Origin of the sequence: Micromonospora mangrovicola (genome assembly GCF_047200535.1) — a bacterium.
Taxonomy (GTDB): domain Bacteria; phylum Actinomycetota; class Actinomycetes; order Mycobacteriales; family Micromonosporaceae; genus Micromonospora.
In genome coordinates this window covers 83,322-99,126 of the sequence record NZ_JBJZOG010000015.1, presented here as the reverse complement: position 1 = coordinate 99,126, position 15,805 = coordinate 83,322, and the positions used below count along the sequence as shown (strand labels likewise).

At 75.5% G+C, this 15,805-nt stretch carries 13 protein-coding genes; 9 read left to right on the top strand and 4 right to left on the bottom strand.

Translation table 11 applies throughout. From position 1 onward, the window contains the following. Window positions 1-16: 16 nt before the first annotated feature. On the bottom strand, window positions 17-844 hold the full coding sequence (locus ACL02O_RS09305; protein ID WP_412817582.1) for an SGNH/GDSL hydrolase family protein: 828 nt from the start codon (window positions 842-844) through the stop codon (window positions 17-19). 247 nt (window positions 845-1,091) lie between these two features. On the opposite strand from ACL02O_RS09305, the gene ACL02O_RS09300 reads away from it, so the two are divergent. Further along, entirely contained in the window at window positions 1,092-2,141 is a 1,050-nt protein-coding gene (locus ACL02O_RS09300; RefSeq protein WP_412817581.1) for a S1 family peptidase, read from the top strand. 166 nt (window positions 2,142-2,307) lie between these two features. Here the strand turns inward: ACL02O_RS09300 and ACL02O_RS09295 are convergent, their stop codons facing one another. Both ACL02O_RS09295 and ACL02O_RS09290 read right to left on the bottom strand, forming a co-directional pair. Next, window positions 2,308-3,060 (bottom strand): DUF998 domain-containing protein, encoded by a 753-nt coding sequence (locus tag ACL02O_RS09295; RefSeq protein ID WP_412817580.1) that lies wholly within the window; start codon window positions 3,058-3,060, stop codon window positions 2,308-2,310. A gap of 35 nt (window positions 3,061-3,095) precedes the next feature. Beyond that, the gene (locus ACL02O_RS09290; protein WP_412817579.1) at window positions 3,096-3,797 is read right to left on the bottom strand and encodes a hypothetical protein; all 702 of its coding nucleotides are present in this window, start codon (window positions 3,795-3,797) and stop codon (window positions 3,096-3,098) included. Window positions 3,798-3,969: 172 nt separating this feature from the next. Here ACL02O_RS09290 and ACL02O_RS09285 point away from each other — a divergent pair, with 172 nt between their 5' ends. The 5 genes from ACL02O_RS09285 to ACL02O_RS09265 all read left to right on the top strand — a co-directional run bounded on the left by ACL02O_RS09285 (window position 3,970) and on the right by ACL02O_RS09265 (window position 9,621). Continuing rightward, window positions 3,970-4,782 (top strand): hypothetical protein, encoded by an 813-nt coding sequence (locus ACL02O_RS09285; protein WP_412817578.1) that lies wholly within the window; start codon window positions 3,970-3,972, stop codon window positions 4,780-4,782. A 108-nt stretch (window positions 4,783-4,890) separates the two neighbouring features. Further along, window positions 4,891-6,696 (top strand): aspartate--tRNA ligase, encoded by a 1,806-nt coding sequence (gene aspS, locus ACL02O_RS09280; protein WP_412817577.1) that lies wholly within the window; start codon window positions 4,891-4,893, stop codon window positions 6,694-6,696. A 69-nt stretch (window positions 6,697-6,765) separates the two neighbouring features. Next, window positions 6,766-7,575 (top strand): SDR family oxidoreductase, encoded by an 810-nt coding sequence (locus tag ACL02O_RS09275; RefSeq protein ID WP_412817576.1) that lies wholly within the window; start codon window positions 6,766-6,768, stop codon window positions 7,573-7,575. Window positions 7,576-7,660: 85 nt separating this feature from the next. Further along, window positions 7,661-8,284, top strand: a complete 624-nt coding sequence (locus ACL02O_RS09270) for an ArsR/SmtB family transcription factor (protein ID WP_412817575.1) — start codon at window positions 7,661-7,663, stop codon at window positions 8,282-8,284. Further along, the gene (locus ACL02O_RS09265) at window positions 8,281-9,621 is read left to right on the top strand and encodes an MFS transporter (RefSeq protein ID WP_412817574.1); all 1,341 of its coding nucleotides are present in this window, start codon (window positions 8,281-8,283) and stop codon (window positions 9,619-9,621) included. Before ACL02O_RS09270 ends, ACL02O_RS09265 begins: the two co-directional genes overlap by 4 nt. A 63-nt stretch (window positions 9,622-9,684) precedes the next feature. Here the strand turns inward: ACL02O_RS09265 and ACL02O_RS09260 are convergent, their stop codons facing one another. Next, a complete protein-coding gene (locus ACL02O_RS09260; protein WP_412817573.1) occupies window positions 9,685-10,425 on the bottom strand; it encodes a GNAT family N-acetyltransferase in 741 nt (246 codons plus the stop codon). 163 nt (window positions 10,426-10,588) lie between these two features. On the opposite strand from ACL02O_RS09260, the gene ACL02O_RS09255 reads away from it, so the two are divergent. From ACL02O_RS09255 to ACL02O_RS09245, 3 genes are all read left to right on the top strand, one after another. Further along, window positions 10,589-10,801: a hypothetical protein gene (locus ACL02O_RS09255; protein WP_412817572.1), complete on the top strand. Its 213-nt coding sequence runs from the start codon at window positions 10,589-10,591 to the stop codon at window positions 10,799-10,801. A gap of 73 nt (window positions 10,802-10,874) precedes the next feature. Further along, window positions 10,875-12,377, top strand: coding sequence for a replication-associated recombination protein A (locus ACL02O_RS09250; protein ID WP_412817571.1), 1,503 nt, complete (start codon window positions 10,875-10,877; stop codon window positions 12,375-12,377). Window positions 12,378-15,058: 2,681 nt separating this feature from the next. After that, on the top strand, window positions 15,059-15,676 hold the full coding sequence (locus ACL02O_RS09245) for a hypothetical protein (RefSeq protein ID WP_412817589.1): 618 nt from the start codon (window positions 15,059-15,061) through the stop codon (window positions 15,674-15,676). The last annotated feature ends 129 nt before the right edge of the window (window positions 15,677-15,805 follow it).

Sequence of the window (15,805 nt, the reverse complement as noted above, 5' to 3'; positions counted from 1 at the left end):
CCCGGGCGGGGGAGGGTTACCAGCCGAAGCCGTTGGCGTACGAGACGCTGGCGAGCACCGCCTGCCCGCTCGTGTTGGGGTGGAAGTAGTCCCAGGTGGACACCTGGCTCAGCACGAACGGGTAGTTGAACACGGCGTTGTCGTCGAAGTCGCAGTTCGCGCCGTACGCGGTACAGGCCTGGGCGAGCTGGGTGTTGTAGTCGACCACCCGCTGCCGGACCCGGGCCCGACGGTCGACGTCGGTCTGGCTGGTCGAGGTGGGATTCGCCAGCATGGACTGGCAGATCCCGAAGAGCGCCCAGGCAGTGCGGGCGCTGCTGCTGCCCTTGCCCACGTACCACAGGCGGTAGATGTCCGGGATGCTGATCACGGCGACCCGGGCGTTGGGCAGGCCCGCCTTGATCCGGTTGAGCGCGCTGTCGATGTTGGACCGGAAGGTGGTCACCGGGGTCATGGTCGATTCCGAGCTGGTGCAGGCGTCGTTGGCGCCGATCAGCATGGTGACGTACTCGACGCCCTGGCCAACCGCGCTGCCCGCCTGGCCGTACATGTCGGCGGACTTGGCGCCGGTCTTCGCGTCGTTGTAGTTGCGGCCCTGGATGTTCGGGTTGACCGCGCGGATCCGCAGGTAGTGGCTGTTGACGCTGGAGTAGTCGCCGGTGCTGAACGACCGCGAGGTGCAGTCGGAGTACCAGCCGCAGGCGTTGAAGCCGCGGGTGATCGAGTCACCCATGCTGGCCATCGAGTTGGGTGGTGGGGTGGTGGCGGCGGCGGGACTGGCGGCGAGCAGGACGAGGGCGGTGGCGCTGGCGAGGACGGCCAGCGCGCGGCGGGTGAGGGTCATGGTGGCCTCCGGATCGCGGGTGCCGGCGTGCTGCGGTGGCCAGATCGTATAGACGACTCTCTGTGTCCACAATGTTGCGCCGGGGTTACGCCCCGCGCCCGGGTGAATTCGGGCAAAGCGATACCTTGCTTACGATCTTAAATATGTGAATACTTGGTTCGCTCGGCCGGTTCCCCCAGGTCGGCCGGGTTGCCCCCGGGTGCGTTCCTGTGACGACACCCGTCGCCCCTCTTCCGGAGGTTGTTACATGCGACCCACGAGGTCCTCACTGCGCCGCGCCGCCGCCATCGCCGTGGCCGGCACCCTGGTCACCGGCTCGCTCCTCGGCGCACCCGCCCAGGCCGCCCCCGCCTCGGCCGCGTCCCCCGACGCCGCCGCCGCCCTCGCCGCCCAGCTCGGCAACCGCGCCGCCGGCGCGTACGCCGACGCCAGCGGCAAGATGATCGTCGCGGTGACCGACGCGGCCGCCGCGCGCCAGGTGCGCGCCGCCGGCGCCACCGCGAAGATCGTCACCCGCGGTGCCGACAAGCTCAACGCCGCCGCCGCCGAGCTGGAGCGTTCCGCCAAGATCCCCGGCACCGCCTGGTGGACCGACCCGGCCACCAACCAGGTCGTGGTCTCGGTGGACAGCACCGTCACCGGCGCCAAGCTGGAGCAGGTCAAGGCCGCCGCCGCCCGCACCGGCGGCACCGTGCGGATCGAGGCCGAGGCCGGCGTGCTGACCACCCGCATCTCCGGCGGCCAGGCCATCTACAGCAGCGGCTACCGGTGCTCGCTCGGCTTCAACGTGCGCAGCGGCTCGACCTACTACTTCCTCACCGCCGGGCACTGCACGAACCTCGGGTCGTACTGGTACTCGAACTCCAGCCAGACCTCCGTGCTGGGCACCCGGGCCGGCACCAGCTTCCCGGGCAACGACTACGGCATCGTCCGGTACACCAGCAGCGTGTCCCACCCGGGCAACGTCTACCTCTACAACGGCAGCTACCAGGACATCACCACCGCCGGGAACGCGTACGTCGGCCAGTCGGTGAAGCGCAGCGGCAGCACCACCGGCGTGCACAGCGGCAGCGTCCTGGCCACCAACGCGACGGTGAACTACGCCGAGGGCAGCGTCTACGGCCTGATCCGGACCAACGTCTGCGCCGAGGGCGGCGACAGCGGCGGCTCGCTCTTCGCCGGCAGCACCGCCCTGGGCCTCACCTCCGGCGGCAGCGGCAACTGCAGCTACGGCGGCACCACCTACTTCCAGCCGGTCACCGAGCCGCTGAGCGTCTACGGCGTCAGCGTCTACTGAGCGCAAGGAGGGAGCCCTTCTCAACGCCTCGTGCATAGGAAGGGGTCCTGCTTGACAACCCGTGAACGGGCCGCCGGGCGACCTGCGGCCCGTTCCACCTACCGGGCGGGCAGGCCCGGGCGGGCGGGACGGCGCCTCCCACCCGTGCCAAAGCGGAGCACGCGACTCACCTGTGCCCTCCGCAGGCCCCCGACGGCGGCGGAGCAGGGCGCGCAGGCGAGCCCACACGGTGATCGAGCTGGGGCCCCGACGGCCGTACGGTCTCGACCGGCGGCGGGTCGGCGGCCGACCCGGGCGGCTCCGGCCGTCCCAGGGACCACCGCCGGTGCGCCCGCCGGGCGGAGAGGACCGCGAGCAGCGGCCAGAACGCGACCGCCACCGCCGTCACCCGCTCCGCCAAGCCGGTCCGGGAACCGCCGGTCACCTCCGCCACGAACCAGCCGAAGAGCGTCAGCAGCAGCAGAGTCCCGGTCAGCGCCACCGGCCGCCGGAACGCCCACGGCGGCTCCGCGCGGGCGGCCACCCGGGGCAGCCGCAGGGCCGTCGCGGCCGGCCAGAGCACCAGGGCGAGCACGGCGACCGTCGCCACGGTGCCGTGCGCCAGCGAGCCACCGACCTTCGGGCGCGGAAAGGCGACCAGCCCGACGGTGGCCGCCCCGCCCAGCGCGAGCAGGAACCGGGCGGGCAACCCCGCGGCGTGCAGCACCGCGGCGGTGCCCAGGTAGCAACAGCCAAGCAGCACCAGGCAACCCGTCATGATCCACCGGTCGGTGGCGCCCTGGCCGGCCAGTTCGCTGAGGGTGTCCCGGACCGGGTCGTACCCGGCCGGCTGGCGGGTGCCCGCCACCGTCCAACCGGTCACCAGCAGCACGGGCGCCGCCGCGGCCGTGACGACGGCCCGGACCGGTACGGCTCGCATCCGGTCACGGTAACCGGCTTCCGGCCGGTCGCGGGTCAGGCCGATGTGATCCGGGCGTCGGCCAGCATCACGACGGAGGCGGGCGACTCACACTCGACCCGTAGGGTGAGGTCGTCCGCGCCCGCCACGTCGGCGGTGAGCCGCCCCGGCGCGTCCTGCCGGGCGTCCGCGCTGCCGCGCGCCAGCCGGTCGACCGTCCCGTCGGCCCGGCGGACGGCGACGTTCACCGTCAGCCGGACGGCGGCGGGCGGGTCGTCCGGCGAGTAGGCCCGGACGGTGACGGTCAGATCCTGGTAGCGGCGCCGCAGCTCGTAGGTCACCTCGCGCTGCTTGTCCTGCGCGGTGTTCTGCGGGCACCGGACCGCGATCGCCCGGTCGAGGCCGGCCTGGCCCGTCAACGGCCGGGGGAGTTCGACGATGTTGCCGGCCCCCGCCTTCACCGGCAGGCTGTCGAGGTGCACCCCGGTCGGCTTGGTGACCGACGGGGACGGGTTCGCGGCTCCGCTCATCGGGACGGTCGCCCCACCGACGTGCGACGCGCCGTCCAGGCCCGCCGGGGTCCGGCCGCCGTCCGGATCGGTCCGTTCCCAGCCGAAGTAGTCCCGCAACAGGGCGCCCCCGCCGACGAGGACGCTGAGCACCGCGGTGATCGTGGTGATCCACACCACCCAGTTCGGGCCGTCCCGCCGCTCGGCCTGATCGGCCTCGATGGGCTGCTCCTTGTCGACGGTCGCCACGTCTCTCCCCCGGGTCGTCTGTGGTCGACGCGATTGCGCCCGTGTTTCTATCATCACGTCAGTCCACAAGCGACTCTGTGTACCCGTGCTGTCCGCTTGGCGACAGCGCGCGCTCCCCGATCCTGCGATAACCGCAGTTCGTCCGACCGTCACCTGTTCAGGAGAACCTCCCATGAGCGAGTCCCGCGGGCCGAACGACGCCCAGCCGACCTTCCCGGGAGCCAACCCGCCCGCCGGCGGTGGCGCGACCCCGCCCGGCGGCCCCGGCCGGCCCGCTGCGGCCCGACCTGGCGGCCAGGGGTTGACCCTGCTCGCCCTGGGCGTCGCCGGGCTCGCCCTGCTGCTGGCGTTCGGTTCGGCGGTCTTCGCCTGGCGGGCCATCGACCAGGCCGAGGACGCCAAGGCCATCGCGCTCAAGCCCGCCACGGTGGGTGACCGCGCCCCGGCGACCGGGCCGGCCGGCGGACAGCCGACCGAGAGCGCGCCGGCCGGAGCCGACAGCGCCACCCCGGACGACACGCCCCGCTCTCCCGGTGAGGCGCCGCCGCTCGACGCGCAGACGGTCTACCGCCCCCGGTACGAGAAGCAGATGCTGGTCCTCAAGGCATCCTGCAGCTACTCGATGTACGCCGACCTGGACGAGCCCCGCACGCAGAACGACGAAAACGGGGCGGACATCCGGTTCACCAGGGGGTGCGGCAACGATCCGTCGACGCTGCGGCTGGAGGAGGGGGTCGAGGGCACCGACGCGGCCGGCCCCGGTATGACGCCGCAGGAGTGCGCCGACAAGATCCGTACCGTGCTGATCGGCGAGAACCAGCGGGTCCCGGTGCGTAAGGGCACCGCGATCTGCATCACCACCGACTACTCCGACGCCAAGGCGCACGGCCGGCCGTGGCGGATGGCGCTGGTCGAGGTGGTGGCCGTGGCCAACGACGGCGCGGCCACTCTCCAGGTGACCGGCTGGGACATCCCCGACGCGTGAGGTCGGTCGGTCGCTCGGGTGACCGGGTTGCCGGGTGGCGCGGGGCGCGCTCCGCCAAGCTGACAGAATGCGGGGGCAGCCCCGTTCAGCGATGAGGAGACGCAAGCCGTGATCCGTACCCACAATGCCGGAAGCCTGCGCGCGGCGGACGCCGGCTCGACGGTGACGCTCGCCGGGTGGGTGGCCCGCCGGCGCGACCACGGCGGTGTCATCTTCGTCGACCTGCGGGACGCCTCCGGGGTCGTGCAGGTCGTCTTCCGGGAGGAGGACGCGCACGCGCTGCGCAACGAGTTCTGCGTGAAGGTCACCGGTGAGGTGACCCGGCGGCCCGAGGGCAACGAGAACCCGGACCTGCCGACCGGCGAGGTCGAGGTGACCGCGACCGCACTGGAGGTGCTCTCCGAGGCGGCGCCGCTGCCGCTGCCGGTCGACGACCAGGTCGAGGCCGGCGACGACATCCGGCTCAAGTACCGCTACCTGGACCTGCGCCGCAGCGGCCCGGCCAAGGCGATGCGGCTGCGCTCGCGGGCCAACCAGCTTGCCCGCACGGTGCTGCACGAGCGGGACTTCCTGGAGATCGAGACCCCGACGCTGACCCGCTCCACCCCGGAGGGCGCCCGCGACTTCCTGGTCCCGGTCCGGCTCCAGCCGGGCAGCTGGTACGCGCTGCCGCAGTCGCCGCAGCTGTTCAAGCAGCTGCTCATGGTCGGCGGCATGGAGCGGTACTACCAGATCGCCCGCTGCTACCGGGACGAGGACTTCCGCGCCGACCGGCAGCCGGAGTTCACCCAGCTCGACGTCGAGATGTCCTTCGTCACCGAGGACGACGTGATCGACCTCGGCGAGGCGATCGTCTCGGCGCTCTGGTCCGACCTGGCCGGCTACGAGATCCCCCGGCCGATCCCGCGGATCACCTGGCACGACGCGATGTCCCGGTACGGCTCGGACAAGCCGGACCTGCGTTACGGCGTCGAGCTGACCGAGCTGACCGACTACCTGCGCGGCACCGAGTTCCGGGTCTTCGCCGGCGCGATCGACGCCGGCGGGTACGTCGGCGCGGTGGTGATGCCGGGCGGCGCGTCCCAGACCCGCAAGGAGCTGGACGGCTGGCAGGACTGGGCCAAGGCGCGCGGCGCGCGCGGCCTGGCGTACGTGGTGCTCGACGCGGAGACCGGCGAGGCGCGCGGCCCGGTGGCCAAGAACCTCTCCGAGGCGCACCTGGCCGGGCTGGCCGACGCGGTCGGCGCGAAGCCGGGCGACGCCATCTTCTTCGCCGCCAGCACCAACACCCGCGAGGCGCAGGAGCTGCTCGGCGCGGCCCGGATCGAGATCGCCAAGCGGGCCAACCTGGTCGACGAGAGCGCCTGGGCGTTCTGCTGGGTGGTCGACGCGCCGATGTTCGAGCGCACGGACGAGGGCGGCTGGACGGCGGTGCACCACCCGTTCACCTCGCCGAACGCCGAGTGGGTGGACCGGTTCGAGGAGGCCCCGGACCGGGCCCTGGCCTACGCGTACGACATCGTCTGCAACGGCAACGAGATCGGTGGCGGTTCGATCCGTATCCACCGCGGCGACGTGCAGCAGCGGGTCTTCGACCTGCTCGGCATCACCGCCGAGGAGGCGCAGGACAAGTTCGGCTTCCTGCTGGAGGCGTTCAAGTACGGCGCCCCGCCGCACGGCGGCATCGCCTTCGGCTGGGACCGGGTCTGCATGCTGCTGGCCGGCGCGGACTCGATCCGCGAGGTCATCGCCTTCCCGAAGACCCGGGGCGGCTTCGACCCGCTGACCGGCGCGCCGACGCCGATCACGGCGCAGCAGCGCGCCGAGGCCGGCATCGACGCCAAGCCGAAGGCGCCGACCGGCCCGCACGCCGGCACCGCCGGCCCGGCCGCCCCGGTGGCCGACCCGACCTGACCGGGACCGCGTGATCGAAAGGTCTCCGCCATCATGGCGGGGACCTTTCGATCTTTCTGGGGGTGCGGCATGACGTTGCTCGTGGTGGGGGCCAGCGGCTTCGTCGGCGCCGAGGTGTGCCGGCAGGCGGTCGCGGCCGGGCAGCGGGTGGTCGGGACGTACCACTCCGCCGCCGTCGCGGTGCCGGGCGTCGCGGCGCGCCGGCTCGACGTCACCGACCGCGCCGCGGTGCGCGCGCTGCTGGCCGAGGTACGCCCCGACGCCGTGGTCAGCACCCCCTACCGGTACGACGACTGGACGGTCACCGCGGACGGGGCGGCCCACGTGGCGTACGCCTCCGCCGAGGTGGGGGCGCGGCTGGTGCACCTGTCCAGTGACGCCCTGCACGCCGGGCGCCCGGAGCCGTACGCCGACGACGAGGCGCCGAGCCCGGTCTTCCCGTACGGCGCGGCGAAGGCGGCGGCGGAGACGGCGGTGCGTGCGGTCGACCCGGGCGCGGCGCTGGTGCGGACGTCGCTGATCGTGGGGGAGGGGAGCAAGCAGATCCAGCTCTGCCGGGATGCCCTGGCCGGCCGGGGGTCGCTGTTCACCGACGAGGTCCGCTGCCCGGTGGACGTGACGGACCTCGCCGCCGCCGTCCTCGAACTCGTGCCGTCGGACTACGCGGGCCTGCTCAACGTGGCCGGTCCGGACGGGGTGAGCCGGGCGGAGATGGGCCTCCTGGTCGCGCGCCGGTTCGGTCTCGACCCGGCCGGTATGAAGACCACCACCAGCGCCGCCGCCGGGCTGCACCGTCCCGCCGAGGTGCGCCTCGATTCCGCCCGCGCCGCCGGCCTGCTCCGCACCCGGCTGCGCGGCATCACCGAACTGCTCGCCTGACGCCCCGTCGCGCCACTGTCGGATCGTGCACACTTTCTATGCACATTCCTTGTGCATAGAAAGTGTGCACAGATATTGTGCATGCATGACCAACGAGGAGAAGCCCGCGCCGCGTCGGGTGCGACTCGACCACGAGCAGGTGCGCGTGCTGGCGCAACCGCTGCGGACCCGGCTGCTCGGCGCGCTGCGGGTCAACGGTCCGGCGACCGCCACCCGCCTCGCCGAGCTGCTCGGCACCAACACCGGGGCGACCAGCTATCACCTGCGCCAGCTCGCCGAGGTCGGACTCGTCACCGAGGACCCGGACCGCGGCACCGGCCGGCAGCGGTTCTGGCGCGCGGCACATGACATGACCAACTGGGAGAACACCGACTTCGACGACGACCCGGACGCCCGCGCCGCCCTTGAGTGGCTCCAGGGGGAGCAGGTGCGGCACTTCGCCGAAATCGCCGAGCGGTGGTTCGCCGCCCGCGACGAGTGGTCGCCCGCCTGGCGGGACGCCTTCGGCATGGGCGACATCTTCATGACCATCCCGTCGGCCCGCCTCGAAGCGCTGAAGGCGGAGGTGTGGCAGCTGCTCGAGCGCTACCGGAATGAGGCCGACCCGGCGGAGCCGGGCGCCGAGCAGGTGCAGATCTTCCTCGCCACCCTGCCGATGCCGGCGGACCTGCGGCCCGCCACCCCGCCGCCCACCGAGGAGCAGCGATGAGCGCCCTGTCCGTACGCCAGGTCCACCGCCGTTACCTCACCCTCTACGCCCTGCGCTGGCTGCCCGGCGGCCTGCTCATCCCGGTGATGATCCTGCTGATGCAGGAGCGCGGCCTGTCGCTGTCCCAGATCGGCCTGGTCGCCACCGCGCAGGGTCTGATCGTCCTGGCGCTGGAGCTGCCCACCGGTGGGCTCGCCGACGCGCTCGGGCGCAAGCCGGTCCTCGCCGTCGCCTGGCTGATCTGCCTGGCCTCGCTGATCCTGTTCGCGGTGGCCGACTCGTTCTGGCTCTTCGCCCTGGTCTGGGCGTTGCAGGGCGTCTACCGGGCGCTGGACAGCGGCCCCCTGGAGTCCTGGTACGTGGACGCCACCCTGGCCGCCGACCCCGAGGCCGGGTACGAGCGCGGCCTCGGCCACGCCGGCACGGTCAGCGGTCTCGCCATCGGGGCCGGTGCGCTGCTCAGCGGTGGCCTCGTCGCGCTGGGTCCGGTCGGGCCGGTCAGCGCGCTGACCCTGCCGGTGCTGGTCGCCGTCTTCCTGCAGGCGATCTCGGTGGTGGCGCTGTTGGTCCTGCTGGTGGAGCAGCGGCCGGCCAAGGGCCCGGGCGCGCTGCGCGCCTCCGTGGCCGAGGCGCCCCGGATGGTCGGCCAGGCGGTCGGCCTGCTGCGCCGCTCCCGGGTGCTGCTCGCGCTCGTCGCGGTCGAGCTGTTCTGGGGCTTCGGCATGGTCACCTTCGAGTCGCTGCTGCCGATCCGCCTGTCCGAGGTGGTCGGCGGGGCCGAGCGCGCCGCCGCGCTGCTCGGACCGGCCGGCTCGGCGGCGTGGCTGGCCAACGCCGCCGGCGCCGCGCTCACCCCGTTCCTGCTGCGCCGTCTCGGCGCCGCGCCCGCCGCCGCGCTGATGCGGATCCTGCAGGGCGTGACGGTGGCCGGGATGGGCCTGCTCGCCGGCCCGGTCGGCGTGCTCGTCGCCTACCTGGCCTGCTACACCGTGCACGGCGCGTCGAACCCGCTGCACATGGGGCTGCTGCACCGGCAGGTCGACGGGCCGTACCGGACCAGCGTGATCTCGCTGAACTCGATGATGGCCCAGCCGGCCGGGGCGCTCGGCGCGGTCGTGCTGACCGCCCTGGCCGACCGCACCAGCGTCAGCCTCGCCATGCTGGTTGGCGCGGTGATGCTCGCCCTCGCCGCCCCGCTCTACCTGCCGGCCTGGCGGGCCGGTCGGGCCGGCGCCCCGGCACCGGTGGTCGACGCGGGCCCGGTCGGCCTGATGCCCGAGGGCCGACCGGAGCGGGCGACCGACCGAACGGCAGAGGCTACGAACTTGATGACGTGAACGAGTCGGTGGGCGGCGGCGGCGGACATGGCGCCGCCGCCCACCGGCTCCGCCAGGGCACCTTCAGCCGAGGTGGATCGAGGTGCGGGGCTCGCAGCCGGTGTAGCCGAGGCGGTGGTAGAGCCGGGTCGCCCCGACGTTGTCGGTGTAGACGCCGAGCGCCACGTGGTCGTAGCGGCCGAGCAGGGCCCGCGTCATCCCGGCGGTCAGCGCCGCGCCGAGCCCCCGGCCCCGCCGGTCGGGGGCCACGGTGAGGCCGGCGAGGAAGCCGATGTCGCCCCGGCTCCGGTCGGCCCCGCAGGCGACCAGGCGGTCGCCGTCGCGGATGCCGTACCAGTCGACGATGCGGGGATCGCCCGGGCGGGAGGTGGTGGTGGGGAAGGACTGCTCGATCAGCGCGTCGAGCGCCGGGTGGTCGGCCTCGGCCAGCCGCACCACCCGCTCCTGCCCGGCCTGCTCCGGCGGAGCGGTGGTGGTCCAGCGGAAGTCCCACTCGTCGAGCCGGGCGACGGTGAACCGGGCGGCCACCTCGCCCGCCGAGGCCCGGGGCAGGTGCAGCCACTGGCCGGCGTGCAGCGTCCCGTCGGCGACCAGGCCGGCGAAGACCTCCAGCGCCGGCCCGGCCGGCCCGAGCGCCCCACCCGCCGGGCCCTGCTCCGGCGGGAGCAGCCAGCCCACCGCGCCGTCGCGTCGCCAGCCCCGCGCCGCCCGGTCCCGCCAGAGCGTGTGCCGGGTGTACGGGTGGTGGCCGGTGGCGGCGAGCAGCGCGTCCCGACCCACCAGCGCCTGGTCGGCAGTGATCATGCCGCCAGCGTACGAGAGGAGAAGCCGAGGGGGTCAGTCACGACCGATCCTCGCCACCGGCCGCCGGCGCCGGGCGGCCCGGTCCAGGGTGGAGATTGACGAACAGACCGATCGGGTACATCCCTCGCCGACCTACTGGGACCCCCCACCGGAGGAACGGACAATGCTCGCCATTCTCGCGGCCATCGTGTTCGGCTTCGCGCTGCTGCTCGACTTCCTGGACACCAATCTCGGCGCCCCCGATCTGTTCAACACCCACACCCTCATGCTCATCGGCTTCCTGCTGCTCTCCCTCTACCTGGCCGGCGTCGGCAACGGCCCGGGCGGCGGTGGCCGCGGCCGCTGGTACTACGGCCGGCGGCCGGGGCGCGGCTGACCGGATCGGATCACCGGGCGCGGCCCACGGCGCGATTCCAGCGTCGCGGGCCGCGCCCGGTACTGTTCTCGTGATGGAATCCGACGCCCTCTTCACCCTCGGCGAACCCGCCGGAGCGCCCAGCGCCCCCGCGGGTTCCGGCGGCGTCGACGCGTTCACCGCCACCCGGGCGGATTCGCCCCTGCCCGTACGGATGCGGCCGGCGAACATCGACGAGCTGGTCGGGCAGGACCATCTGCTCGCCCCGGGCGCCCCGCTGCGCCAGCTCGTCGAGGGCGCCGCGCCGATGTCGGTGATCCTCTGGGGGCCGCCGGGCAGCGGCAAGACCACCATCGCCCACCTGGTCGCCCAGGCCACCGACCGCCGCTTCGTGGCCATGTCCGCGCTGACCGCCGGGGTGAAGGACGTCCGGGGCGTGATCGAGACCGCGCGGCGGCAGCGCCGGGCCGGCGGCCCGCAGACGGTGCTGTTCATCGACGAGGTGCACCGCTTCAGCAAGACCCAGCAGGACTCGCTCCTCGCCGCGGTCGAGGACCGGACGGTCACGCTGCTCGCGGCGACCACCGAGAATCCGTACTTCTCGGTCATCTCCCCGCTGCTGTCCCGCTGCGTGCTGCTCACCCTCCAGCCGCTGGACGACGACGCCGTGCGTGGCCTGCTGCGCCGCGCGGTCGCCGACGAGCGCGGGCTGGCCGGCGCGCTCACCCTGGAAGCCGGGGCGGAGGACCACCTCGTCCGCCTCGCCGGTGGCGACGTACGCAAGGCCCTGACCGCGCTGGAGGCGGCGGCCGCCACCGCCACCGCGCTCGGCACGGGGCGGATCGACCTGGCCACCGCCGAGCAGGCCGTCGACATCGCCGCCGTCCGGTACGACCGCGACGGCGACGCCCACTACGACGTGACCAGCGCGTTCATCAAGAGCATGCGCGGCTCGGACGTGGACGCGGCGCTGCACTGGCTGGCCCGGATGCTGGTGGCCGGCGAGGACGCCCGGTTCATCGCCCGGCGGCTGGTCATCTTCGCCAGCGAGGACGTCGGCATGGCCGATCCCACCGCGCTGAGCGTCGCCACCGCCGCCGCGCACGCCGTCGAGTACGTCGGCCTGCCCGAGGCGCAGCTCAACCTGGCCCAGGCGGTGATCCACCTGGCCACCGCCCCGAAGTCCAACTCGGCGACCACGGCGATCGGCGCGGCCATCGCCGACGTACGCGCCGGCCGCGGCGGCGCGGTCCCGCGCGGGCTGCGGGATGCCCACTACGCCGGCGCCCGGGGCCTGGGCCACGGTGCCGGCTACCGGTACCCGCACGACGACCACCGTGGCGTGGTCACCCAGCAGTACGCTCCGGACGATCTCGTCGGGATCGACTACTACCGGCCGAGCGGCCACGGCGCGGAGCGGGCGGTGGCCGGTCGGCTGCCGCTGCTGCGCCGGATCGTGCGCGGCCTGCCGGCACCGGCGGCGCGCGCGGAGAGCATCGTGCCGGCCACCGTGAACGGCGGTCGCCCGGCGGGTCCGGAGCAGGCCAACGGGGCGAACGAGGGCGGCAGCGACGCCGTCGGGGAGGGTCAGCAGTGATGGCGCGTGGTCCGGAGCGGCCGGAGGACGGCCCCGACGAGCGGCGTGACCCTCGTGGCAAGGGCCGTCGGTGGGGCCGGGGCAGGGCCGACGCCGAGCCGGACGAGGCGACCGCCGGCGAGGAGTTCGGCTGGATCGACGACCTGCGGACGGCGAAGCAGCAACGCGGCGAGCTCGGCCCGGACGGGGACGCGTCCGGCCCGGCGCCCGTGCGGGGCGGGAGGCCGCCCGCGGGTCCCGGGTCCCGGCCGGGCGAGCCCGCGCCGCCCGGTGGCCCGCGCCCCGGTGCGGCGCCGCCGCCCGCCGCCCGGTCCGGCCCGGACGGCCCGCCGCGCCGTGGGCCGGTGGACGGTCCGGCCTCGCCCCCGGTCCGCCCCGACGGCCCCGAGCCGGCCGCCGGCCGGCGTCGACCGGCCGACGGTCCCTGGCCCGGTACGCCCGGCCCCGGCCGGCCACCCGCCGAACCGCCCCGCCGCGGCGGGGACCCGACGACCGGTCAGCTGACACCGGCTCCACCGGCCCCCGGTCGGCCGGGCGGTCCCACCGGCCAGCCCGGCCGGATGACCCCGCCCCCCGGCCCCCGCAGCGGCCCGGCGGCCGACGCCACCCGGGGCGGCCCGGACCGGTCCAGCCCGGGTCAGGCCCCCGGCGCCGGCTGGCCGGCCGGTCCGGACGGGCCGCGCGGCGCCGTCCCGCCCACCCCACGCGGTCGTCACGGGTCCGACGGACCCGGTGGGCCGGCCGCCGGCCCGCACCCGGGTGGTGTCGACCCGGCGGCCCGGCCCGTTTCGGGTGGTGGTCGTCGGGGCGCTCCCGGTGGCGACGAAGCCGGTGTCCGCCCGGTCTCCGGCGCCGGGCGACGGTCCCTTCCCGACGGTACGGAGCCGGGGATCCGTCCGGTCTCCGGCGCGGGCCGGCGGTCGGCCGAGGCCGGCCGGGCCGGTGTGCCGTCGGCGCGCGCCGCGGCCGCCCCGCCCGGCCAGCCGGCCGAGCCGGCCGTCGGCGGCCCGCGTGCCGGTGACCCCGATCCGCGTCGCCGCGACCGGCCCGACCCGTCCGCCACCGGTGGCCAGCCCCAGCTCGACGGGCCGACCGGCGGGCGCGGGGGCGGTCGCCGCCGCGCCGCCGAACCCGACCAGTCGATGATCGTGCCGCGCAGCGGCAACGCCCCGCCGGTGCCGGGCGTTCCGCCGCGGGCCGCGCCCGCCGGACGTCGCGCCGCGCCGGACGCCCCGGACGCCCCGGCCGGTCGCCGGGCCGCTCCCGAAGAGGCAACCACCCGCACCGGTCGTCGGGCCGCCGCCGAGGAGGCACCCACCCGCACCGGTCGTCGGGCTGCTCCCGATGACGGAGTGCCGGCTGGTCGTCGGGCGGCGCCGGACGAGGGAGTGCCGGCCGGTCGTCGGGCGGCGCCGGACGAGGGAGTGCCGGCTGGTCGTCGGGCGGCGCCGGACGAGGGAGTGCCGGCCGGTCGCCGGGCGGCGCCGGACGACGGCGCGTCGGCTGGTCGTCGGGCGGCACCCGACGATGCGGCGCCGCCGGCGGGACGTCGTGCCGCCGAGGAGCCGACGACCCGCCCGGGCCGGCGCGCGGTCGCCGGGGACGCCGTGCCGCCCGCCGGTCGTCGGGCCGCTCCGGACGACGCGCCGCGCGGCAATGGTCGACGGGCGGCGGAGGACCCGGGGACGTCCGCCGGCCCGCCGGCGGACGCGCCGGGTGGACGCCGATCCGCGGCTAGCGCCCCGGGCCCGCGCCGGGCCCGCGACGACGCCGACGAGCCGCGCCCGCAGCGTCCCGAGCGGCCGGCCGACTGGCTGCGTCAGGCCGGACGCACTCCGCACACCGATCCCGCCTTGCCGACGGTCGGCCGGCCCACCGGTTCCCCGGTGGGGGAGCCGACCTCCGGCCGGCCGACCGTGCCCGGCCGGCCCGCCGCGACCCCGACCGGACGCGCCGCCGCGACCCCGACCGGACGCGCCGCCGCGGCCGCCGTGCCACCGGTGCCGGCCGACCGGTCCGGCGCCGCGCGTCCCGGTGGCCCGCGCGGCGGTGCCCCGGCCACCGGTGACCGGCGTGGCGCCGAGGTCCGGGACGCCGACTCACGCGGTGGCGTACCGGCCGGTGACCCGCGTGGCGCCGGTCCGGCCGGTGGCGTACCGCGCGGTCGTGGCCCGATGGGTGCCGACTCCCGTGCCGGCGCGGCCGTCGACGACGACCGTGGTGCCGGTCCGGCCGGGGGCGAGCCCCGGGGTGGCGGCCCGGCCCGCGGGGCGGCGCGACCCGTTCCCGAGAGACCGGCCCCGCGTACGCCCGGCGACGAGGGGCGCGCCCCGCAGCCCGGCGGCGAGCCGGGGCCGCGTGCCGGCGGCCCGGCGGTGGCCCGGGCAGCCGCCCCGGTGGCCCGACCCGGCGGACCCGACGAACGACCGGCCGGGCGGGCCACCCCGCCCGGGCCGGAGACGACCCGACCCGGTCCGGGCGGACCTGCCGGCGTAGCCCCGGTGGGACCCGGCGGGCCGGCGGTGGCCCGCGCGGCCGCGGTCGTACCGCCGGGGGAGCCGGCCGGGCCGCGACCCGGGATGGCCGACGGGCCGGCGCTGCGCCGGGCCGACGCCGAGCCGGCCGACGGCGTCGACGCGGTCGGTGGCCTGAGCGGCGCCCGGTCCGAGCTGCGCCGGCAGATGCGCGAGCGGCGGCGGCTGCGGATGGGCATCCTCGCCCTGGTCAGCGTGGTGCTGCTGGGTGCGGTCCCGCTCTTCTTCGGACTGCGCACGCTCAGCCACGACCCGGTCTTCGACACCCTCGACCAGCTCGACGTGCCCTCCTGGGCGGCCACGAAGACCGTGGACAACGTCAGCGGCAGCCGGTGGTGCGTGCAGGACTGCCGGTTGCGGGAGCGGACCGTCGAGTCGCAGAAGGCATGGAAGGAGACCGCCCAGGTCTACCAGGCGGCCCTGGCCGGGGACGGCTGGCGGCGCTGGAAGGTCGACCGCTGCCCGGAGCAGCCGGTCAAGGGCAGCTACACCTGCTGGCGGCGGGACGAGCTCACCCTCGACCTCTGGGTACGCGACCCCACCTGCGTGCCGCCGCCGGTGGACGGGGAGCCCGCGCCGTCCCCGCCGCCTTCGCCCGAAGCGGGAGAGTGCACCGGATCGTTGGTGTCGGTGAAGGTGCGCAACGCGATCGACGACGAGCGGACCGGACCACAGCCGAGCACCGATCCGTCACTCACCGGTGAGGATCCGTTCCCGACCCTCACCGACGATCCTCTCGGCGAGCTGACACGCTCACCGTCATGAGCCGCTTTCCATCACGGACGGTAGGGTCTGGGGCTGGCGGTCCCGGCTGCGCCCGCTGACCGGGATGGGTCGGCGGGCGGCGGACTGGGTAGGACGGTCGCGCGTCCCGGGGCGCCGGGCCCCGGTGAC

What these genes read in the sequence shown, in the direction of transcription:
- ACL02O_RS09265 (WP_412817574.1), top strand. Translation starts at nt 8,281, where the DNA reads ATGAGCGCCCTGTCCGTACGCCAGGTCCACCGCCGTTACCTCACCCTC.
- ACL02O_RS09305 (WP_412817582.1), bottom strand. Translation starts at nt 844, where the DNA reads ATGACCCTCACCCGCCGCGCGCTGGCCGTCCTCGCCAGCGCCACCGCC.
- ACL02O_RS09285 (WP_412817578.1), top strand. Translation starts at nt 3,970, where the DNA reads ATGAGCGAGTCCCGCGGGCCGAACGACGCCCAGCCGACCTTCCCGGGA.
- ACL02O_RS09245 (WP_412817589.1), top strand. Translation starts at nt 15,059, where the DNA reads ATGCGCGAGCGGCGGCGGCTGCGGATGGGCATCCTCGCCCTGGTCAGC.
- ACL02O_RS09270 (WP_412817575.1), top strand. Translation starts at nt 7,661, where the DNA reads ATGACCAACGAGGAGAAGCCCGCGCCGCGTCGGGTGCGACTCGACCAC.
- ACL02O_RS09255 (WP_412817572.1), top strand. Translation starts at nt 10,589, where the DNA reads ATGCTCGCCATTCTCGCGGCCATCGTGTTCGGCTTCGCGCTGCTGCTC.
- ACL02O_RS09300 (WP_412817581.1), top strand. Translation starts at nt 1,092, where the DNA reads ATGCGACCCACGAGGTCCTCACTGCGCCGCGCCGCCGCCATCGCCGTG.
- ACL02O_RS09260 (WP_412817573.1), bottom strand. Translation starts at nt 10,425, where the DNA reads ATGATCACTGCCGACCAGGCGCTGGTGGGTCGGGACGCGCTGCTCGCC.
- ACL02O_RS09250 (WP_412817571.1), top strand. Translation starts at nt 10,875, where the DNA reads ATGGAATCCGACGCCCTCTTCACCCTCGGCGAACCCGCCGGAGCGCCC.
- ACL02O_RS09295 (WP_412817580.1), bottom strand. Translation starts at nt 3,060, where the DNA reads ATGCGAGCCGTACCGGTCCGGGCCGTCGTCACGGCCGCGGCGGCGCCC.
- ACL02O_RS09275 (WP_412817576.1), top strand. Translation starts at nt 6,766, where the DNA reads ATGACGTTGCTCGTGGTGGGGGCCAGCGGCTTCGTCGGCGCCGAGGTG.